The organism is Nitrospirota bacterium (genome assembly GCA_016195565.1).
Taxonomy (GTDB): domain Bacteria; phylum Nitrospirota; class Thermodesulfovibrionia; order Thermodesulfovibrionales; family UBA1546; genus UBA1546.
In genome coordinates this window covers 173,890-193,927 of the sequence record JACPZK010000006.1, presented here as the reverse complement: position 1 = coordinate 193,927, position 20,038 = coordinate 173,890, and the positions used below count along the sequence as shown (strand labels likewise).

The 20,038-nt window shown below is 43.7% G+C and carries 26 protein-coding genes, 1 pseudogene and 1 riboswitch; of the genes and pseudogenes, 17 read left to right on the top strand and 10 right to left on the bottom strand.

Features of this window, described 5'->3' with window-relative positions; all coding sequences use genetic code 11:
* Positions 1 to 183 precede the first annotated feature (183 nt).
* Entirely contained in the window at positions 184 to 369 is a 186-nt protein-coding gene (locus HY035_03015; protein ID MBI3377361.1) for a hypothetical protein, read from the top strand.
* 8 nt (positions 370 to 377) lie between these two features.
* Here the strand turns inward: HY035_03015 and HY035_03010 are convergent, their stop codons facing one another.
* A complete protein-coding gene (locus HY035_03010; GenBank protein ID MBI3377360.1) occupies positions 378 to 854 on the bottom strand; it encodes a cupin domain-containing protein in 477 nt (158 codons plus the stop codon).
* Between the two features lie 139 nt (positions 855 to 993).
* Here HY035_03010 and HY035_03005 point away from each other — a divergent pair, with 139 nt between their 5' ends.
* The 3 genes from HY035_03005 to HY035_02995 all read left to right on the top strand — a co-directional run bounded on the left by HY035_03005 (position 994) and on the right by HY035_02995 (position 2,655).
* Positions 994 to 1,212 (top strand): CopG family transcriptional regulator, encoded by a 219-nt coding sequence (locus HY035_03005; GenBank protein MBI3377359.1) that lies wholly within the window; start codon positions 994 to 996, stop codon positions 1,210 to 1,212.
* Positions 1,209 to 1,610: a putative toxin-antitoxin system toxin component, PIN family gene (locus HY035_03000; protein ID MBI3377358.1), complete on the top strand. Its 402-nt coding sequence runs from the start codon at positions 1,209 to 1,211 to the stop codon at positions 1,608 to 1,610. The genes HY035_03005 and HY035_03000 overlap by 4 nt, the downstream gene beginning before the upstream one ends.
* A 199-nt stretch (positions 1,611 to 1,809) precedes the next feature.
* On the top strand, positions 1,810 to 2,655 hold the full coding sequence (locus HY035_02995) for a hypothetical protein (GenBank protein ID MBI3377357.1): 846 nt from the start codon (positions 1,810 to 1,812) through the stop codon (positions 2,653 to 2,655).
* 112 nt (positions 2,656 to 2,767) lie between these two features.
* Here HY035_02995 and HY035_02990 read toward each other — a convergent pair.
* From HY035_02990 to HY035_02960, 7 genes and pseudogenes are all read right to left on the bottom strand, one after another.
* Positions 2,768 to 3,308, bottom strand: a pseudogene (locus HY035_02990) (hypothetical protein).
* Entirely contained in the window at positions 3,305 to 3,634 is a 330-nt protein-coding gene (locus HY035_02985) for a winged helix-turn-helix transcriptional regulator (protein ID MBI3377356.1), read from the bottom strand. Before HY035_02985 ends, HY035_02990 begins: the two are co-directional and overlap by 4 nt.
* Before the next feature lie 124 nt (positions 3,635 to 3,758).
* Positions 3,759 to 4,784: an alcohol dehydrogenase catalytic domain-containing protein gene (locus HY035_02980; protein ID MBI3377355.1), complete on the bottom strand. Its 1,026-nt coding sequence runs from the start codon at positions 4,782 to 4,784 to the stop codon at positions 3,759 to 3,761.
* A 9-nt stretch (positions 4,785 to 4,793) separates the two neighbouring features.
* Positions 4,794 to 5,198, bottom strand: coding sequence for a PIN domain-containing protein (locus tag HY035_02975; GenBank protein MBI3377354.1), 405 nt, complete (start codon positions 5,196 to 5,198; stop codon positions 4,794 to 4,796).
* Positions 5,195 to 5,434 carry an antitoxin family protein gene (locus tag HY035_02970; GenBank protein MBI3377353.1) on the bottom strand — a complete coding sequence of 80 codons (240 nt, stop codon included), beginning with the start codon at positions 5,432 to 5,434 and terminating at the stop codon, positions 5,195 to 5,197. The genes HY035_02975 and HY035_02970 overlap by 4 nt, the downstream gene beginning before the upstream one ends.
* Positions 5,435 to 5,509: 75 nt before the next feature.
* The gene (locus HY035_02965; GenBank protein ID MBI3377352.1) at positions 5,510 to 6,526 is read right to left on the bottom strand and encodes an alcohol dehydrogenase catalytic domain-containing protein; all 1,017 of its coding nucleotides are present in this window, start codon (positions 6,524 to 6,526) and stop codon (positions 5,510 to 5,512) included.
* Positions 6,523 to 6,777: a hypothetical protein gene (locus HY035_02960; GenBank protein ID MBI3377351.1), complete on the bottom strand. Its 255-nt coding sequence runs from the start codon at positions 6,775 to 6,777 to the stop codon at positions 6,523 to 6,525. Before HY035_02960 ends, HY035_02965 begins: the two co-directional genes overlap by 4 nt.
* Before the next feature lie 115 nt (positions 6,778 to 6,892).
* Here HY035_02960 and hemL point away from each other — a divergent pair, with 115 nt between their 5' ends.
* The 6 genes from hemL (at position 6,893) to HY035_02930 (ending at position 11,933) form a co-directional block, all read left to right on the top strand.
* Complete coding sequence (gene hemL / locus HY035_02955) at positions 6,893 to 8,179, top strand: glutamate-1-semialdehyde 2,1-aminomutase (protein ID MBI3377350.1); 1,287 nt, start codon at positions 6,893 to 6,895, stop codon at positions 8,177 to 8,179.
* Positions 8,180 to 8,354: 175 nt separating this feature from the next.
* On the top strand, positions 8,355 to 8,612 hold the full coding sequence (locus HY035_02950) for an AtpZ/AtpI family protein (protein MBI3377349.1): 258 nt from the start codon (positions 8,355 to 8,357) through the stop codon (positions 8,610 to 8,612).
* Complete coding sequence (locus HY035_02945; GenBank protein MBI3377348.1) at positions 8,584 to 8,940, top strand: hypothetical protein; 357 nt, start codon at positions 8,584 to 8,586, stop codon at positions 8,938 to 8,940. Before HY035_02950 ends, HY035_02945 begins: the two co-directional genes overlap by 29 nt.
* Before the next feature lie 17 nt (positions 8,941 to 8,957).
* Entirely contained in the window at positions 8,958 to 10,295 is a 1,338-nt protein-coding gene (locus HY035_02940; GenBank protein ID MBI3377347.1) for a glucose-6-phosphate isomerase, read from the top strand.
* Positions 10,296 to 10,297: 2 nt separating this feature from the next.
* A complete protein-coding gene (locus HY035_02935; protein MBI3377346.1) occupies positions 10,298 to 11,500 on the top strand; it encodes a methionine adenosyltransferase in 1,203 nt (400 codons plus the stop codon).
* 160 nt (positions 11,501 to 11,660) lie between these two features.
* Positions 11,661 to 11,933 (top strand): hypothetical protein, encoded by a 273-nt coding sequence (locus HY035_02930; protein ID MBI3377345.1) that lies wholly within the window; start codon positions 11,661 to 11,663, stop codon positions 11,931 to 11,933.
* An 87-nt stretch (positions 11,934 to 12,020) separates the two neighbouring features.
* Here HY035_02930 and HY035_02925 read toward each other — a convergent pair whose 3' ends face one another.
* Complete coding sequence (locus HY035_02925; GenBank protein MBI3377344.1) at positions 12,021 to 13,292, bottom strand: AmpG family muropeptide MFS transporter; 1,272 nt, start codon at positions 13,290 to 13,292, stop codon at positions 12,021 to 12,023.
* Positions 13,293 to 13,446: 154 nt separating this feature from the next.
* Positions 13,447 to 14,640, bottom strand: a complete 1,194-nt coding sequence (locus HY035_02920) for a tetratricopeptide repeat protein (protein ID MBI3377343.1) — start codon at positions 14,638 to 14,640, stop codon at positions 13,447 to 13,449.
* A 343-nt stretch (positions 14,641 to 14,983) separates the two neighbouring features.
* On the opposite strand from HY035_02920, the gene HY035_02915 reads away from it, so the two are divergent.
* The 7 genes from HY035_02915 to thiS all read left to right on the top strand — a co-directional run bounded on the left by HY035_02915 (position 14,984) and on the right by thiS (position 19,907).
* Positions 14,984 to 15,499 carry a DUF177 domain-containing protein gene (locus HY035_02915; GenBank protein MBI3377342.1) on the top strand — a complete coding sequence of 172 codons (516 nt, stop codon included), beginning with the start codon at positions 14,984 to 14,986 and terminating at the stop codon, positions 15,497 to 15,499.
* Positions 15,500 to 15,503: 4 nt separating this feature from the next.
* The gene (gene rpmF, locus HY035_02910) at positions 15,504 to 15,692 is read left to right on the top strand and encodes a 50S ribosomal protein L32 (GenBank protein ID MBI3377341.1); all 189 of its coding nucleotides are present in this window, start codon (positions 15,504 to 15,506) and stop codon (positions 15,690 to 15,692) included.
* On the top strand, positions 15,689 to 16,711 hold the full coding sequence (gene plsX, locus HY035_02905) for a phosphate acyltransferase PlsX (GenBank protein MBI3377340.1): 1,023 nt from the start codon (positions 15,689 to 15,691) through the stop codon (positions 16,709 to 16,711). Before rpmF ends, plsX begins: the two co-directional genes overlap by 4 nt.
* Positions 16,698 to 17,678 (top strand): ketoacyl-ACP synthase III, encoded by a 981-nt coding sequence (locus HY035_02900; protein MBI3377339.1) that lies wholly within the window; start codon positions 16,698 to 16,700, stop codon positions 17,676 to 17,678. Before plsX ends, HY035_02900 begins: the two co-directional genes overlap by 14 nt.
* 109 nt (positions 17,679 to 17,787) lie before the next feature.
* Positions 17,788 to 18,777, top strand: coding sequence for an NAD(P)-dependent glycerol-3-phosphate dehydrogenase (locus HY035_02895; protein ID MBI3377338.1), 990 nt, complete (start codon positions 17,788 to 17,790; stop codon positions 18,775 to 18,777).
* 8 nt (positions 18,778 to 18,785) lie between these two features.
* Entirely contained in the window at positions 18,786 to 19,520 is a 735-nt protein-coding gene (gene larB / locus HY035_02890) for a nickel pincer cofactor biosynthesis protein LarB (protein MBI3377337.1), read from the top strand.
* Between the two features lie 44 nt (positions 19,521 to 19,564).
* Positions 19,565 to 19,669: riboswitch (TPP riboswitch) on the top strand.
* 31 nt (positions 19,670 to 19,700) lie between these two features.
* Positions 19,701 to 19,907 (top strand): sulfur carrier protein ThiS, encoded by a 207-nt coding sequence (gene thiS, locus HY035_02885; GenBank protein ID MBI3377336.1) that lies wholly within the window; start codon positions 19,701 to 19,703, stop codon positions 19,905 to 19,907.
* Positions 19,908 to 20,038 lie beyond the last annotated feature (131 nt).

Below are 20,038 nucleotides of genomic sequence, written 5' to 3'. Positions count from 1 at the left end.
CATTGTGTGAAGCTTCAAATTTCAGGTCAACTAATTGTAGGAGGATGAAAGATAGGTCTGGGAATTGATTTTAAAGACAGTTCCTCTGCGAATCGAGGAATATAAACACCTTCTGCTGAAACAGATAATATAAAGGGTGAAACAGTCTTAATTGAAAGGCACAAGAAATGCGGACAATCTGGAGTGGAACAATCAACAGAATTTGGGTTCGCGCCTTTATTACAGTCATCGCAGCAAGGCTTTTCAGCAGGCGCAGCGAAGACATATTCAGGCAGACCTGTAAACATAAGAACGGCTGCAATCAAGATTATTAAAGCAGCAGGTCTGAAAAGGATTGACTGCATAAAAGTATTATACGATTTCATATGAATAATAAATCAAGCACATTTATGTTTCAATGTCTTCGGCTTGTCTCTTCTTGCGTTGACTATGCAGAAAAATCCGAATGGCGCTTTAAACGGATTCCTTAATTGATGCGGTGTGTTTGGAGACATGTAAAGCGTATCAAGAAAGTTCAGGATATGACTTTTCTTTCCGGCAATAGCCTTGCCTTTGCCTCTCACGCATATAACCACATGCTCGTGCTTATGCCTCTCAAAACTGCTGCAGCCGCCGGGCGCTATCTCAAAATACCTGACATGAAACTTAGCTGTCTCCTCTTTATTTCCGATTAATGTCTGTCTCGCAATATCTGCCCAGTCTCCACTGATCAGCTTATATTTCTCGGCCTTTATCCCCTGCCATCTGAATTTGCCGCTGTGTTTGTAGAGTCTGCTCTTGTTGGTCTTTTTCCCTTTAACAGGCATATGCCCAGCTATCCAGTCGCATGATATCGGAGTTTTCTTCTTAGTCATAATGAAATAGTTTAACATGTTTTAAAGTTTGATTTTGGTGGTTGGCGCTGCTGTTCTATGTCACTATCGCGAAGAAAGCAACCGAATGAGGCCTTGCAATCGCTGCAATTGTAGTGTATTGTAATACAGGAGGTGCTTTATGAGAACAGTATTATCTGTCAGCCTGCCTGAAAACATGTCCGAGGAACTCGATAGGTTTGCAAAAGGCACAGGGCGCAACAAGAGCGACATCGTAAAGGAGTCTCTAAGTCTGTTCCTGTGGGAAACAAAGCTCAGGGCAGTGCAGAAAAAGCTCGGCCCAAAGGCAAAGAAACTCGGCATCGTCAGTGAAGAGGATGTTTTTAAAGCGATATCATGATTGCCGTATTTGACACTAATGTGCTCATTGCGGCAATCATCACAGAAGGGGTTTGCGCAAAATTATTGCACAGGGCCCGCAGCCGGGAATTTTCGCTCGTCTCATGCCCGTTCATTATGGCCGAAATCCGGCGCATCCTCTCAAAGAAATTTCGCCTTTCACATGATGAAACAGCTTCAGCAATGGAGCCTGTCAGCGAGGCTATTGACCATGTCATTAAGCACAACGTCAAAATTACGGACATTTGCAGGGATGCCGATGACGACAACGTCCTCGCCTGCGCTCTCGCGGCTAAGGCGGCGTATCTTGTAACAGGAGATGCTGATCTGCTTGTGCTGAAAAACTTTAGAGGCGTCAAAATCATCACTCCAAGGGACTTTGAAGCATTGTTTGATTGATAGATGATTTTCCTGCTGTAAAAAACCGGTCGCTGTCCATAGTTTGCTGTCTGCATGATTTATTTTTCTATTTTGAGTTTTTTTGCCGAGCGTAACCATTCGATGCATTCTATCAAATTGTCAGTCTATTCACCATTTTTTCTTTTTTTGTTATAATGCTGGCAGGATTGGAAAGGGGAATTTTAAAATTAAGAAGGGTATGGGAAATATGAGTTGTGGCGCCAAACTTTTCGTAGTGCTGATAGTTTTGTTTATTAGTTTTGGTAGATTTCATATTTCTGTTGCTGAAGAAAAAACTATTTTTGATCATTACCTTTTAATTCGCTCAATAGATTATCTTGGTGCGGAATTCCACGAAGGCAAATTAGAAGGTGAAGGGGCGGTGGCTATTATTCCCCAAGAAAATGATCAAGACAGCGTCAAATTAGGAGATGAAATTTTTATAATTACCGCGTCTTCTGGAATAGTTAAAGGAACTGTTACACAAATTTTAGAAGCGTGTGGCTATGCGAATGAAGTCTCTTGTGCCCTGCTTCGCCTGAATAAAAAAATTGGATTTGATGGTGCTTCTGACTCATTGCTTGGTGTGAGAGCTAAATATCCTTCGGCAGACTCGGTGGGCTCCATTAAAAAGCTACCGAAAGATTATGCAAATAAATATTCTGAAAGTATTAGAAAACATTTGTCATCAGGTGAGACATTTTATATTGATGAAGCTATAAATATCTCCTTGCCTAATTCAAAAACAAAGTATGATTTTTTAAGTGTAGTGCATCATAATATAGAGAGATTTAAAACCGAAGGGGATAAGGATGATGAATGGACATCTTTTTTGTTTATTACCGACGAAAAAAAATCAAAACTTTTAACAAAAACTAAAAAAATATCATCAATTATTGGGATTGTTGACTTAGACCAAAACGGGGTATACGAAGTTTTAGTTACTTACAACAATAGCGCTTATGAAGTTTCATATGAAATGCGATTATTTGATGGCAAAAAACTCAGCGAAACTAAAAAAGTTTTGTATTACTGGATGGATTAAGTAAAACTAAAAAGGCAACGGGGTATTTAATCTTAGTTTCATAGCATAAAAAGATTACTCAAACACAGTCACACTCTTCAGCGTGTCTTTTGCCTCGGATGTTAATGGAAAATTATTTGCTTTTCTTCAGCCCCTTCAGGAAAAAATTATATTTATCTTTATGCCCTTCTTTCTCTGACCAGCGTTTTACTTCTTGCAGATTAATTTTTTGCGCCTTTGCAAGCATTAATGCCTGCTCCAGCGCCTGAGGGTCATTCCAGTGATAATATGCGGCAAGCCTGTCTTTAACGCTGTCGGTTGGTGTGAGCAGGAAAATGCTCCCGCGCCTTGTTTGTAGAACGGTTTTTCCTCTAATGGGTTCGCTGCCAATGGCTGCGGGAGGAGAGACAAATTCTATGAAGAAAGGGCAGTCTTCTCTTTCAAAATGACGAGAGCTTTTTCTCTCAAACCCCAGTTCTGAAAGCGCCGGAGAAATTTCTTTTATTGTGGCGGAAGATACAAAATCAAGGTCAATAGAAAGATATTTATTCTTTGTATAGTATAGAAACGCAGGCGCCGCCTACAAGAATTGCATCAATCCCTTTCTCATTGAGCTTGCTGGATATGATAGAAGCGAGTTCTTTAATTCCTATATTTTCCCAATCGGTTTTCACAATGGTTTTCCTGCCCTTCTCGGCCTTCTGCGCATAGTGAAATATCTGTCTTTTTCATTTTTAGGAACAAATTCATAAGCCCTTGCCGTCAACTCCTTTAGTTCCTTCAGAAGAGGGAATCTCGGGTTAAATGTATAGAGCCTTACCTTTCCGACAAGCCGGCTTGCGACAACCCCGCCGTTCTCAAGCCGTTTAAGCTGTTGCTGGATTCTGTTTACCGGCACTCCAAAGACCCTTGCCATGCCCATGGGATACCCCTCGCCATATACATAGAGAAAGAACAGAATTTTCTCAATTATTACATTCCCGAACAATCCTTCCAGCATTCAAACCTCTCTTACCATAATAGTTGGTAATATAACCATAATATATGGTAATTATAACCGATGCTTTTGTCAAGGGCGGGAAGGGCGGAAGGCTAAACTGTGGGGGGAAAGGGGTCAAATTCTTCTATTCAAACACAATAACGCTCTTTAGCGAATCCTTTGCCTCTGCCGTTAATCTGAATGCCTCGGCAGTTTTTTCTATCGGGAATCTGTGCGTAACAAGCTTTTCAGCGCTTACAATTCCGTTCTCTATTATTTCAAGCGCATCCACTGTGTCTGTAGGGCCGCAGGAGTAACTTGTAACAATATTTATATCTTTGAAATAGAGTTCATTCGGGTCAATTATAAGTTTCTCATCAGGCTTTGCAGGCGTAAAGAATAAGACTTTTCCTCCTGCGCCTGTGCATTCAATTCCCTGTTTCATTGCTTCGGCGCTGTTCGGCCCGACCACAACCACATCCACCATCTCTCCTTCAGTTAATTCTTTAAGGGCATCAATGAGCTTGTCTTTTGAAACATCAATCACCTCGTCTGCGCCGAGTTCCTTTGCCTTATTAAGCCTGAACTGAACCATGTCAGCTCCGATGATTCTGCCTGCGCCGTATTTCCTTGCAAGCAGGACATTTAACTGTCCCATGAAGCCAAGCCCTATAACAAGGACAGTATCTCCTCTTCTTATGGCGACTCTTTTCAGAGCTTTAACAACACATGCAGTTGGCTCTATCAAAGTGCCGTCTTCGTAGCTGAGCGTATCAGGAAGGCGCAGTGTATCATTTTCAAGATTAATCTGAGGTATGAGAATATATTCTGAAATCCCTCCGGGAATTATCTTTGTGTTTTTCCATGTCTCGCACTGGACATAATCACCGCGCCTGCAGAACCTGCATGTAAAACACGGTGCATGGTGATGCGTGAACACCCTGCTGTCGGGTTTAAATGAAGTAACGTCTTTGCCGACTTCCACTATCTCGCCTGTGGGCTCATGCCCGATGACAACCGGAGCCTTTTTCTCTATATACCACGGCATCACATCGCCGGAACATATGCCGCAGGCATGTGTCTTTATGAGGGCGTCTCCAAGACCAATTTCCGGAATTGGAATATCCTCAATCCTGATATCATTAAAACTGTAGAGTTTAGCAACTTTCATTGTTAAAATTTATGGGATTCGACTAAACCCATACCGAGTGAAGTGAGCGTCAAAAGTAAAAGCATCTCTAAGTTTTAATCGTTCCATTAAAGCAAAGCTTGTGCAATCTGTAAAAGAAAAATTCTTATCCCCATACTTGTCAAGGATTTCCCATGCTCTTTCCCAATCACTGAGAGTTATTGAAATTAATTTTAAAAAAGGGATAGCCTTTAGTTTATTGCCAAAACTTACTGTGGCTTTGCTTCCTATGGTTTGCGAAAGGAGATTGTAGGTTTCTACAAGAACGAAATCAGAAGTGGTAAGTTGCTCTCGTTTAAAGATAAGGTCTTTATAAAGGTTGCTTGCTTCTGCTGCATACTGGTCATTTTTGTCTGCAATCGCAACCCATGCGCTTGTATCAACAAATACTATCATTGGACTTTCTTTAAGAGGTGGCGTTTTTTACCATAAAGATATTCATCATGTTTTTGTGCGGTATCTTTGAATGTGCTTTTGCCGATTCCTATAATATCGAGGGCCGTTTTTGTTATATTATCAATCTCGTCTTTTGTAAAGATATTTAACTCCACTTTTTGATGCTCAGTTAGCCGTATCTTTTTTAATGGCTTGAAAACTCCGTCTTCATATATAGCTTCTATTGTCTTGGGCATAACAACCTCCTTCTTGCTGTGAACTATTTTATCATAGATGAGTGAAGATAGGGGCTCAGAGGTGATGGAACAGCTTCAGGGAATAATCGCATATTTTATCCCTTCGCCTTCCATGAGTTTCAAAAATGCCTTTTCAGTATCGGTCAGGAGATATTGCCCTGATATCAGCTTTGATACAGGTATCTGCCGTTTTTTCAGGAGGTTATACGCCTCTTTAACATCAGCAGGCGTGAAATGGAATACTCCCTTTAATGTTATCTCATCATAGTGAAGCCTGCTCGTATCATAAGTCACTGTTGTGCCTGTCTTGCATCCTCCGAATAAAATAACTGTTCCGCCCCTTCTGACATAATATACCGCTGACTGCCATACGGAAGGCTGGCCTGTGCACTCAAATACATAGTCAACGCCTAACCCCCCGGTAAAACTTTCTACATTGGATTCAATGCTATCGGGTGTTACTGCTGACGCAGCGCCGAGTTTCTTTGCAAGCGCAAGGCGCCTTTTCTCAAAGCCTGAAATTATCACATCAGCGCCTTTATTTTTCAGTAAAAGAAGATGGAGAAGCCCGATGGGCCCCGCGCCTATTATCAAGGCCCTGTCACCTTTTTTTATTTGCAGTCCCTGCATTCCGTGTATAACGCATGACAGCGGCTCAAGGAATGCAGCCTCTTCAAATGTCAGGTTTTTAGGTTTGCGAAATACATTCTGTTTCACAATATGCTCCGGAAGCAGAATATACTCTGCGAATGCTCCGAGGACTTTGGTCTCCATTATATTTTCGCAGATATTAAAAAGCCCTCTCTTGCAGTATCTGCACTTAAGGCAGGGAGCGCTGTGGACTGCCATTATCTCATTGCCTTTTCTGAATTTTTTTACTCCTTTACCTGCTGCCGCAATTATTCCGGAGAATTCATGTCCGAAGACTCCGGGCATCGGAATTATATGATGTCCCCTGCTGAAAGCCTTAAGGTCTGTTCCGCAGGTAAGCGCTGCCTTGATTTTTACAAGGATTTCTCCGCGAGAGGGTTCCGGAACTTTCAACTCACGAAGCTCTATCTTGCGGGGGCTTACGAGGATATTAGCTTTCAAGATTTAAACTCCAGTTTTCCGCCCCAGACCTGGCCTATGACTGCGGCTAATACAAACAAGGGGATATATGTTATATCAATATTCGATAGTATTCTTGCAAGCAGGACAAAAGGTATCGGCAGGTGTATATAAAGAAACCACTTCAATGAAAATCTTTTTGTTTTTCCCCGCAGGTAACCAAAAGGCATGTTAAGCATGAACGTTAGGGCAAAAAGGCCTGTAACAATGGCAGATTTTATGAGCCAATCCATAATGAAGAATAACCAAAAAAAATGCGTAAAGTCAAATAATCGTCTCTCTGTGCTGATTCAGAAGATGTTTGACATATAAAATATTTTCATGATAGACTTTGAGCACTTTCAGAAGATGAAAACCTATCGGAAATCTCAGAAATATTTTAATCAGGCAAAGGCTGTGATGCCGGGAGGCGTGAACAGTCCTGTCAGGGCGTTTAAGGCTGTGGGCGGAAATCCTATTTTCATCAAAAGGGCAAAAGGCTCAAAGATATATGATGTAGACGGCAATTCTTATATTGATTATGTGCTTTCATGGGGGCCTCTCATACTCGGGCATGCACACCCAAAAGTAGTTAAGGCGCTGAAATCAGCGATAGAAAGAGGAACGAGCTATGGCGCTCCAACCCTTCTTGAGATTGAACTCGCAAACCTTGTTATTAAGGCATATCCGTCCATAGATAAGGTTAGGATGGTGAATTCAGGGACAGAGGCAGCGATGAGCGCAATAAGGGTTGCGAGGGGATTTACAAAGAGGGATAAGATTATAAAATTTGAGGGATGTTATCACGGCCATGCAAACGGCCTGCTTGTTAAGGCAGGTTCAGGCGCAATGACATTCGGAGTCCCTGACAGCCCCGGAGTTCCGAAGTCCTATGCTCAGAATACTATAACTCTTCCGTTTAATGATTTAGGTGCATTAAAGACAGTGATTGAAAGAGAATGGAAATCAGCAGCCTGCGTCATAGTTGAGCCTGTTGTGGGAAATATCGGATGCGTTCTTCCGCGCCCGGGATTCCTTGAGGCGCTTAGAGAGCTAACAAAAAAATACGGAATCATCCTGATATTTGATGAGGTTATGACAGGTTTCAGGGTTGCGTATGGAGGCGCTCAGGAATATTTTAAGATAAAGCCAGACATGACATGTCTTGGCAAGGTGATAGGAGGCGGGCTTCCAGTCGGAGCATACGGAGGCAAAAAAGAGATTATGTCAATGGTGTCGCCGGAGGGACCTGTTTATCAGGCAGGCACGCTTTCAGGAAATCCGCTTGCCATGACGGCAGGCATTGAAACCCTCAAGATTCTATCAGGCAAAGGGACCTATAAAAAACTCGAAAAACTCTGTGCAATACTTGAAGAGGGGCTGGTTGATGCGGCAAAGAAGGCTGGCGTAAAAACCAGATTTTACAGGGCAGGCGCTATGTTCTGCACATATTTCACTGATAAGGATATTTTTGATTACAACACTGCAAAGACATCTGACACCGCAAAGTTTGCAAGATTCTTTACGGGGATGCTTAAGAGAGGAGTTAATATTGCGCCTTCCCAGTTCGAAGCAGGTTTTATGTCGCTTGCGCATACGGAAAAGGACATAGAGAAAACAGTAAAAGCAGCTTACGAGTCTTTAAAAGAAAGTTGAGAGTTAAGAAACAGAAGTTGAAAGTTATACAAATGACAAACCTTCTGGATTCCCCGATCAAGTCGGGGAATGACTTCTTATTCTGTCATACTCCGGCTTGACCGGAGTATCCAGTTTGGATTTTTCAACATAAATACGAAAGAGGGAAAACTTTTAACTTTCGTTCTTAACTTTTATGGCAGAAAAACCCTTATTCAGGCAGCTTCTTGAGGCAAGCACGATAGGGCTTAACCTTGTGCTTGCGACTTTTGTCGGGCTTGCTATGGGATACGGGCTTGATTATCTCTTCGATAAATACCTCGGTGTAATAACATATCCATGGCTTACAATTATTTTTTTAATAATCGGGATAATTGCAGGTTTTCGCGAACTCATAAGAATGGCGAGGAAGACATACGATGGGGATGACGGAAATAATAAAAAGGGTATATAGGCAGTCTGTTTTTTCGCTGATTCCTATTGCAATAATCTCGGCTGTAATTGAGTGGAAGAGGCTTCCTCTGAGCATCCTGATTGGCGGGATACTTGCCCTTGCAAATCTCAAGGGGCTTGCATGGGGCATCGGAGGTCTGGTCGGCACAGGAGAGCAGGTAAGCGGAAAACTGGTATTCTTCAGCCTTATAAGACTTTTTATTCTTTTCGTAATTCTGATTATACTCATGTGGCTTAAGGTCATAAATATAGCCGGGATTTTTGTGGGGATTACAACAGTTCTAATTGTGCTTCTTACAGTGGGATTCAAGGCGGCAAAGGAAGCCTGAATCCATGGAGGAATATTATGCTTGAGCTCAATTTTTCAAATATGATGGGGGATGTGATAGGAGAGAAGGGCATCTCTGAGAGACAGATTGAGGGTATAAAGGCAGTCGTATATGAAATTGATAAACGAATAAAGGCAAAAGAAAGGCCTGAACTCGCATTTATAGGCCTTCTTGAGCAGGACACGTCAGAGATTAAAAAAATCGCATCAGATGTCAGGAAAAAATTTGAGAACTTCTTAATCCTCGGTATCGGCGGCTCTGCACTTGGCCCGAGGGCGATACTGGAGGCGCTGAGCCCTTTCCACAACCTTGACAAGAAGCCAAGGGTGTTTGTTTATGATAATGTCGATCCGAGGACGCTTCAGCGGATTTTATCTCTGGCAGGCATTAAAAAAACAGCGGTTAATGTCATCACAAAATCAGGAAGCACTGCCGAGACAATGGCGTCTTTCATGATACTGTGGGATAAGATGAACAGCGCTGTTTCTGATTCAGCAAAAAATTTTATTGCGACAACTGACCCTGAAAAAGGCAGCCTGAGAATGATTGTAGATGAAAAAGGATTCAGGACACTCTCAATTCCGCAGGGTGTTGTAGGAAGATATTCTGTCCTTAGCCCTGTGGGTTTGCTTTGCGCCGAGGTTGCAGGCGTTGATGCAGATGAAATGCTTAAAGGCGCAAGGGATATTCACAGTAAATGCTCGGATGCAGAGATATGGAAAAACCCAGCATATCTTTTCGGGACATTGCTTTATCTCATGGAAAGGGAGGAAAAGAGAAACATAAATGTTTTGATTCCTTATGCTGACGGACTGAAACCAACAGCAGAATGGTTCTGTCAGTTATGGGCAGAGAGCCTCGGGAAATCTGGGTCAGGGCTTACGCCATATCCGTCACTCGGCACAACAGACCAGCATTCCCAGCTTCAGTTATGGATGGAAGGCCCTGAGGATAAAGTTGTCGTATTTATAAAAGTTGATGATTATGGGGTTGACTTTGAAATCCCGAAAGTTTTTAAGGATGTGGAAGGAACGAGCTATCTCGGAGGGCATACGCTTTCAGAGCTTATTAAGGCAGAGCAGGAATCAACAGAGCTTGCCCTGTCAAAGATTAAAAGGCCGAATATGACAATAAGCATTCCGAAGATAGATGCGTACCACATGGGGCAGTTATTCCATTTCTTTGAGATGGCGACAGCGTTCACAGGTTTTTTATACGGCGTGAATCCCTTTAACCAGCCCGGTGTTGAGGAGGGCAAGAACTTCACTTACGGCATGATGGGGAAAAAGGGATACGAGGCAAAAAAAGAAGAGGTGGAGAAGGCAAAGGCGAAGAAGATGTGCTGGAAGGTGTGAAGATGATCGTAATCGAAACATATAAGGGCAAGTCAATAACAGAGCATCGGGTTGAGATTGTTGAGAGGAAGGGCATCGGGCATCCTGATTACATGTGCGATTCGATGATGGATGCAATATCAGTGGCATTGTCAAAGGAATATATCAAACAGTTCGGCACAATTCTTCACCACAACATAGACAAAGGCCTGCTTGCCGCGGGCAGGGTTAAGAAATATTTTGGAGGCGGCAGAGTTCTTAAGCCGATGGAGCTTACGATAGGTGACAGGGCGACTTTCAGGGCAGGCAATAAAGAAATACCTGTGGCTGATATTGCAGTTAGTGCTGCGAAAAAGTGGTTGAAGAGAAATTTGAGGTTTGTTGACCCTGAGAGGCATTTAAAATACCGCATTGTGCTTGCGCCCGGTTCAGAAGAACTTACGGACATTTTTTTGAGGAAAGGAAGAGTGCTGCCCGCAAATGACACATCAGCAGCTGTGGGATATTATCCTTTAAGCCCCACGGAAAAAATTGTTCTTGAGCTTGAACAGTTTCTCAATTCAAAAAAATTCAAACAAAAATATCCGGAGACAGGCGAGGATATAAAGGTGATGGGGCTGAGAAGGGAAAATGTTCTGGATTTAACAGTTGCCATGCCTTTGCTTGCAGATTACATAAAATCAGAGAACGACTATTTTGAGAGAAAACAAGCCATACATGATGTGATGGAGAGTTTTCTTGAACGCTTTGAGGGGTTTAAAAAAAGAAATGTGTATTTTAATACTCTTGATGAAAAGGGAAGGGGGCTTGGAGGCGTATATCTCAGTCTTTTGGGAACTTCAGCAGAGGATGCAGATTCAGGGCAGGTTGGAAGAGGCAATCGTGTGAATGGGCTGATATCTCTGAACAGGCCGTTAGGCACAGAGGCAGCAGCAGGAAAGAATCCTGTAAGCCATGTCGGAAAGATTTACAATGTTCTTGCGCATAAGATTGCGAAGGAGATTTACGAAAAGGTAGAAGGAATTAAAGAAGTCTATGTCCTTCTTTTAAGCAGGATAGGCACTCCGATAGATGAACCGCAGGTTGCTACTGCGCAGGTTTTGCTGGAAAGGGGAAGAAAGATTGGCGAGATAGCAAAGACGGCAGAGGAGATATTTGAGAGAGAGTTTTCAGAGATAAATAAATTCTGTATGGATTTAAGCAGAGGGAAATATCCTGTATGTTAATTAGAGTTTCAATGTTGTCATTGCGAGCCCTTCGCTTTCTGTCATTGCGAGCAAAGCGAAGCAATCTTGTTTTTACGCTCAGGATAAACTCCGCGTGGCAATCGATAAAGCGAGATTGCTTCACCTTTGGTTCGCAATGACAGGATAGAGGTATTTTCAGATGAAAAAAGAATCAGCTAATGCGCTTGCATGGTTTGCGGCAATCTTATTGTTTGTTGGATTGCTTATAATGTCTCCGTCAGGAGCATTTGCTCTTTTTGTGCTTGCAGCGCTTTTTGCTGCCTTCCCTGCAATCTTCAGCCAAAAGAAGACACGCATTATAGCCGCTGTTTTACTGCTTGTATCAATTCTTTTTGCAGTAAGCAAATATCCTGAGTTCAGAAGCGAACAAGAGCGGTTCAGTAGCCGTGCTAAGAATAGTTCCTTGAAGTAAAAAATTCCCTCTGTGCTATCAACCCATGAGCTTGTCCCGATATTATCGGGATTGGGATACTGTCGGGTCTTTGAGCACTGGAGAACATCACTCGTACTCCTGTTTTTCGTCTTTAGGAATGAATAGAATGGTCAGGACGCCCGGAATAGCAAGGACGCAGACGATGACAAAGAACATCCGGTATCCAACTGCCTCTTGGAGATACCCGCTGATGAATCCCGGCAGCATCATGCCCAGAGCCATAATGCCTGTAGAAATAGCGAAGTGGGACGTTTTGTACCTGCCCCGTGCAATGTGCATGAGATACACCATGAATGCCGTGAATCCCAAGCCGTATCCGAACTGTTCCAAGGCAACGAGGACATAGGCAAGCCCGATTTCAGGCTGCACATAGGCCATATATACATAGAAAATATCAGGGAAGTGGAGCGTAATCGCCATGGGCCAAATACACTTCTTAAGCCCGAACCGGGATATGAGCCATCCGCCGAGGATTCCTCCCGCAACCAGACAGATCATGCCCACCGTGCCGTACGCGAGCCCGACCTGTGAGGTAGAAAGTCCCAGACCGCCCGCACCTTTGGGGTCCAGTAAAAAAGGCGGGGCCAGCTTCAGGAGCATTGCTTCGGCGAAACGGTAAAGCAGAATAAAGGCAATGATCGCCCCGATCTTTTCCTGTTTGAAATAAGAACGAAATATTTCAAGAAAAGAAACATCACCTGCAGCGTCCCGTGGTGAACGTTTACTGTCGTTCGCTGGAAAGGGAAGCACAAACGTGTGATACAGCGGCACAAGAACGAATACAAAACCTGACGCACCGATGACAGCTGTCCAACTCAATGGAATGCTGCCTGTGAGAGTCTCGATCCTGCCCGCCGTATACACGAGCAGGCCTGAGCCGAAGATCATGGCAAGCCGGTAGAACGTGGCACGGATACCAACGAATAGCGCCTGCTCCTCCTTGCTGAGAGCAAGCATGTAAAACCCGTCTGTGGCAATGTCATGTGTTGCAGAAACAAATGCGCCAACTGCAAAGGCTGAGAGAGAAAGGAAGAAATATCCCTCTGTGTTCAGCACATACGCTGTAACGAATAGACAGACAGCCATGCTGAACTGCGTGGAGATAATCCACCTTCTCTTCGTTGAGTAGATGTCCACGAGCGGCCCCCAGAACATCTTGACGACCCATGGCAGGTAGAGCCAGCTTGTCCAGAATGCGATGCTGGCATTGTCGATACCCATCTTTTTATATAGGATGACCGAGACGGTGTTGATGATGATGTAAGGAAGGCCTTCGGCGAAATAGAGCGTGGGCACGAACACCCAAGGGTTGCGGGAAGTGACCGGTTGTCCTTTCATATTGGAAAGACTACCAAATCAGCAGACAAACATTCCAGAAAAAAATACGGCTGGTCTGTATATAAGAGACTTTCACGGTATGGATGGGGAGAGGTTTATAAGTAGGACGCCTGAAATCATCTGCGGCTATCAGCTGTCCGCATCCATTTTTTGATTATCTGTTTTGTAAAACCTTCTGCAGAAGATCACACCCGATTTTATCCCCCATATCACAAGACTTTTGAAAATCAGAAATAGCTCTCCCCATATTGCCTGATAGTGCATAAGCGAAACCGCGCACGCTGTAGTACTTGGCATTATTCGGAGCCAACGTAATCGCTTTACCGATATCCTCAATCGCCATATTGTATTGTTTTTTATTTGCACGGATAAGCCCCCTGTTGCTATATGCCATGGCCTGCCAATAGCCCCCCAATTGGATCGCTTTATTATAATCTTCAATCGCTCGCTCAAATTCTTTCTGCTTATCATAGGCAAATCCACGGCCCACGTAGGCCAAATCGCTATTCGGGTTTAAGACAATTGCTTTATTGAATTCCTCAATCGCTTTATCGTACTGTTCTTTATAAAGATACGTCGCCCCTTGAGCAAAGTAAGCCGAGTAACTATTCGGATTTAATATAACTACCTTATTAAAATCTTCAATTGCCCTGTCAAGTTGACTTTTGTCACTGTGATAAAGACCTTTATTATAATAGGCAATCCCACGATTGTTATAAGCCTCAACATAATTCGGATTCAGGGCAATTGCACTTGTATATGCCTCTATTGCCTTATCAAGTTCGTTATTTAAATTATGCTGGTATCCTTTAGCAAACCACTCATTTGCCTGAAACAAGCTCTCCTCATCAGAAATCTTTGCCTCTACCTGTTTCTTCTCCTTCTTATCCTTTGTCTGTGCTAATTGTTTCTTTAATTCCCCAATCTCTTTCTGGCTTCTGTCATAAGCCTCCTGAATCTTTTTATAATCCTCAACAACTGATTTGTCTTTAACTTTATTTGCCATCTCCTGAATCCTGTCAGGATTGACCTTTGCCTTTATCTTTACCCAAAAGCGAAAGCCGTCGCCGACAATAGTCCTTTTCTTATCAAGTATCTCCACTTCCATAATCCCTGACGCCAGAACCTGTATCTCGTCTTTTGTTAATTGAAAACTCTCCACCTTTGTATAACTCTCCACATAAGTCCCTGCCTGTTCAAGGGCAACCCGCTTTGCATTAAGCAATGCCCTGCTTTCTGCAACAGTCGGGGTTTCGCCATCGCCCATATTGTATGCCCCTTCTGAAACAATCTCCTTAACCGCTGTAAAACCATGCGATGGATAAAACAAAAAAAGAGCAGCAATCATAATTGTAAAAATATGTCTTATATTAAACCTCCGCATAAACCACAATTCGGGACAGCAGTTTTTTTGTTTTACTAAGGAGTTCATAAGTAAGACTACACGATTGTCATTCCTGCGAAGGCAGGAATCCAGAAAAGACACTGGATGCCCGCTTACAACCTGCGGGCATGACGGACTTTTTTTATGTGTCCTTACTAATGACCGTATTAGTATATTCTCTATCCCCATGTTAGCAATGATATAAGATACCAAAATGTTGGTCAAGGTAAATTTCACATTCGGTTTCCTTGACATGTTTTTAATGCATTCTTTATAATTAAACACTTTTCTCTATTGGTACGCAAAGATGAAGATATTGATTTCAGAGATACCTGATGAGGGTCTGGAACTTACAATTGATGAGACGCTTCAGTCAGATGTTATAAAACTGGTTTCTCCTGTAAAAGGGCAGTTAAGCATAAGTAAGATAATGCCCGAGGTTGTAATACAGGGTGAGATAACGGCAAGCGCAGAGTTTGAATGCAGCAGATGCCTGAAAAACTATACATCTGAAATAAGCGCTCCAATTATTGTAACTTACCACCCTGCCGGGGAATTAAAGGCAGAGGGCAAGCGCGAGATCAGGGAAGATGAACTGGAGACAGGATTTTATTTCGGGGATGAGCTTGATCTCACGGAACTGCTGAAAGAGCAGATACTTTTGAATGTTTCCATGAAACCGCTGTGCAGTGAAACCTGCAAGGGAATATGCCCGAAATGCGGGACAGACTTAAATGTAAATAAATGCAAATGCAGTTTAGATAGAACAGACTCAAGACTTGAGGGACTTAAAGAATTAAAAGAATTATTAAGAAGGGAGTAAAAAAATGGCTAATCCGACGCATAGACATACGAGGACCAGAAGAGACAAACGCAGGGCAAACTGGAAGGGACAGTCGCCCAATCTAAGCTCGTGCCCTGAATGTAAGGAATTAAAGCTGTCGCACAGGGCATGCCCAAGCTGCGGTTCGTACAACGGCAACAAGGTTCTTGAAACAGTTGAAAAGGAAGCATGAGGATTGCCCTTGATGCCATGGGGGGCGATTATGCCCCTGCTGTTACGGTAGAGGGCGCGGTTGAGAGTGTAAGCGAATACGACGACCTTGAGGTCATACTTTTCGGGGACGAGGCACAGCTCAAGAAAGAACTGAAGGACAGGCGCTGCACCTCCAACCGCATTCAAATCAGGCACACATCTCAGGTCATAGGAATGCATGAGTCTCCAGTTACCGCTCTCAGAAAAAAAAAGGATTCCTCTATCAGGCGCGCTGTTGACGCCGTGAAAAATAAAGAAGCTGACGCAGTGGTGAGCGCAGGCAATTCAGGCGTTGCAATGGCTTCGGCGCTCTTTGTTCTCGGGAAATCAAAAGGCGTTGACAGGCCCGCAATTGCGGCGACAATACCTACACTCAAAGGCCTGTTTGTTCTGATAGATGCGGGTGCAAATGTTGACTGCAAGGCAGAGAATCTGCTTCAGTTTGGATTGATGGGCAGCTCATATTGCAAGGCGATTTTCGGCAAACGCGAGCCGAAGGTGGCGCTTCTGAGCATAGGCGAGGAAGATGTGAAGGGCAACGAACTTACCAGAGAGGCATTCAAGCTTCTTAAAGGCACAAATCTGAATTTTATAGGAAATATAGAGGGGAAAGATATTTTTTCAGGCGATGCTGATGTGGTGGTCTGCGACGGGTTTATAGGGAATGTAGTCTTGAAAACCAGTGAAGGTCTTGCTGATATGATAATAAAAATGCTCAAAAGGGAGATTGCAGGAATGGCAGCAGGAAGGGTCGGGTATCTTTTTATGAAGCCTGCGCTGAAGAACTTCAGAAAGAAAACAGACTATGCCGAATATGGCGGCGCGCCCCTGCTCGGAATAAACGGCACATGCATAATAAGCCACGGGAGATCTTCATCGCGCGCAGTAAGAAATGCAATCAGGGTTGCATCAGAGTTTTCCAGAAAGAAAGTGCATGAGATTATCTCAGAGGAGATATTGAATCTTCGCGCAAAGGAGAAGGCTGTTGTTAAGGGCTAAGATTATCGCAACAGGCTCTTATGTGCCGGAGCGTGTGCTTACCAATTTAGACCTTGAAAAGATGGTTGATACCTCTGATGAATGGATCATGGAGAGGTCAGGCATAAGGGAAAGGCGGATAGCAAGCGAGAAAGAGGCGGCATCTGATCTTGCGTATGAGGCGGCAAAGGCGGCGCTGAAAAGAGCTGATATAAAACCAAAAGATATTGAATTGATAATTGTTGCAACAGTCACAGGAGACATGCCTATGCCTGCAACTGCCTGTCATCTTCAGCATAAGCTTGGCATAAAAAAAGCTGCTGCCTTTGATGTAAATGCCGCATGTTCAGGTTTTCTTTACGGGCTTTCGATAGCAGACAGCTTTATAAAAAGCGGCGCTTATAAAAGAATACTGCTTGTCGGCACAGAAGTCCTTTCCAGATTTACCGACTGGGAAGACAGGACCACTTGCGTGCTTTTCGGCGACGGCGCCGGAGCCGTAATACTGGAAGCCACAGATGAAGACAGGGGAATAGTTTCTACACATATAAGGTCTGACGGAGCGCTGTGGGAACTCCTGCACATGCCGGGCGGAGGCTCGATTAATCCTCCCTCTAAGGAATCACTGAAAAAGAAGATGCACTATCTTAAGATGAAAGGCAACGAGACCTTCAAGGTTGCTGTAAGGACGCTTGAAAATCTTGTGTCAAGAACCCTCGAAGAAAATAAGCTCAAGGCATCCCAGCTTTCCCTGATTATTCCTCATCAGGCAAATATGAGAATCATACAGGCAACTGCTGAACGGCTTAATATTCCGATGGAAAAGGCCTTTGTCAATATTGATAAATATGGGAATACCTCTGCCGCCTCTATCCCTATTGCGCTTGATGAGGCCGTAAGGCAGGGCAGGGTAAGAGACGGAGATTATGTTCTTCTTGAGGCTTTCGGCGGCGGGCTTACATGGGCCTCGGCATTGATAAAATGGTGATTTTTAGCTGTCAGCTATCAGCTAATAGCTCTCAGCTATGAACTAAGATGACAAGGAGATTTTTAATCATTAACTTTCAACTTTCAACTTTCAACTTTCAACTTTTTTTATGGGCTATATTGCAGTCATAGGCGCAGGAAGCTGGGGGACCACCCTTGCGTGTATTTTATCCGAGAAGGGCTTTGACATTTCTCTATGGGTATATGAGGAATCTCTTGCCGAAGAGATAAGGAACACAAGAATAAACAGTATTTACCTGCCTGATATTGCTATCCCCGACAACATAAGAATCACGCATAAATTAGATGAAGCCGTAAAACAGGCCAGATATGTTGTGAGCGCTATACCGACACAATATACAAGAGCAGTATTCAAAAAGGCGGATTTTTATATTCCCGATGAAGCAGTAATCATAAGCGCATCAAAGGGGATAGAACGCGGAACCCTTCTGACAGTTTCTTCTATATTCAAAGAAATCACTGGGCATAAGATCGCTGTGCTTTCAGGCCCCAGCTTTGCAAAAGAGGCGATAATGAAAAAACCTACGGCAGTAACGCTTGCAACAGAAGACACGGACACAGGCTTGCTGCTTCAGGAAATTTTAAATACAAATCATTTCAGGGTTTATACGAACAATGACTTAATCGGCGTTGAACTTGGCGGAGCCTTGAAAAATGTGATGGCCATCGCATCAGGAATATCTGACGGCCTCGGACTGGGCAGCAACGCGCGCGCAGCGATGATAACAAGAGGGCTTGCCGAAATGAGGAGGCTTGGCCTTGCGATGGGCGCAAAAGAGGAGACTTTTTCCGGATTAAGCGGGCTTGGTGATCTGGTGCTGACATGCACAAGCGTAATCTCAAGGAATCACACGACAGGAGTTAAACTCGCTCAAGGCATGAAACTCGCTGATATTCTCTCGCAGACAAGGGCGGTTGCAGAGGGTGTGGATACCGCTGAATCAGCCTATCACCTTTCAAAAAAATATAATGTTGAGATGCCTATTGTGGAGCAGGTATACAAAGTCCTCTACGAGGACAAAAGCCCCGCAGAGGCTGTCAATGACCTCATGAACCGCGCATTAAAGTCTGAGTTTTAATTTCAAAGATGAATAACGACAAGATAAAGAAGATTCTCTCGTCAGTGAGAAGCGGCGGCATCTCTGTTGAAGGCGCGGTAAATAAGCTTAAACACCTTCCATACGAAGACATCTCATTTGCAAAGGTGGACCATCACAGGCATCTGAGGCAGGGAGTGCCTGAGGTTATCTTTGCGTCAGGAAAGACAAAGGAACAGGTAATGAGCATTGCAAAGGCAATGTATAAAAAAAGCAAAAGATTCCTCATTACTAAAGCCGCTAAAGATATTCATAATGCCCTTAAGGTCAAAGGCGCTGTTTTTCATCCTGCATCAGGAATTATTTCAATAGGAGGAGAAAATAAAAAAACCGGGAATGTTCTTGTTCTTACAGCAGGAACATCAGACATCCCCGTTGCAGAGGAAGCAGCGGTTACAGCCTCGTTTCTTGGAAGCAAGGTAACTACTCTTTATGATGTCGGAGTTGCCGGGCTTCACAGGCTTATGGACAATAAGAAATATATTAAGGACGCCAGGGTTATCATTGTTATTGCAGGAATGGAGGGCGCGCTTCCATCGGTTGTTGGGGGATTAACAGACAAGCCTATCATTGCTGTGCCTACATCAACAGGATACGGCACGAGCCTCGGCGGATTAACTGCGCTCTTTGCAATGCTCAATTCATGTGTGCCCGGAATTGCTGTCATGAACGTGGACAATGGTTTTGGCGCAGGATGCCTCGCGCATAAGATAAATACGCTTTAGTCTATCTAAGTTTGACATTGGTTAAAAAACTAATCTATACTTAAATCAACCCCTGGGGGAGGCGAGAGCCTGAGAGTCCCGATTTTATCGGGAGACCCCATGAACCTGATACGGATAATGCCGGCGTAGGGATGGGAAGGCAGGCCGTATCCTTTTCGAGGGATGCGGTTTTTTATTTTTATGAGGCTGGTTATAAACGGAGAAGATTTAGAAGTATCAAAGGCTGAGACTCTTCAGGAGCTTCTTGGAGAGCTTTGCGTTAAGCCTGAGAGGGTTGCTGTTGAGGTAAACCTTTCAATAATAAAGAAGTCCGATTATGGCAGTTGCAGGCTGAAAGATGGGGACAGGATTGAGATTGTGAATTTTGTGGGAGGAGGAAACAGATGATAATAAGCAGAAATGGCATTCGCTTTCTGCCGATATTTCTCGACAGTTCTAAGGCTCTTTACGCTACATCCTCGAAACTCGTTTCCCGAAATATTCGGGAAACTCAAACAGTCGAGGCTGTAGACGCTCCA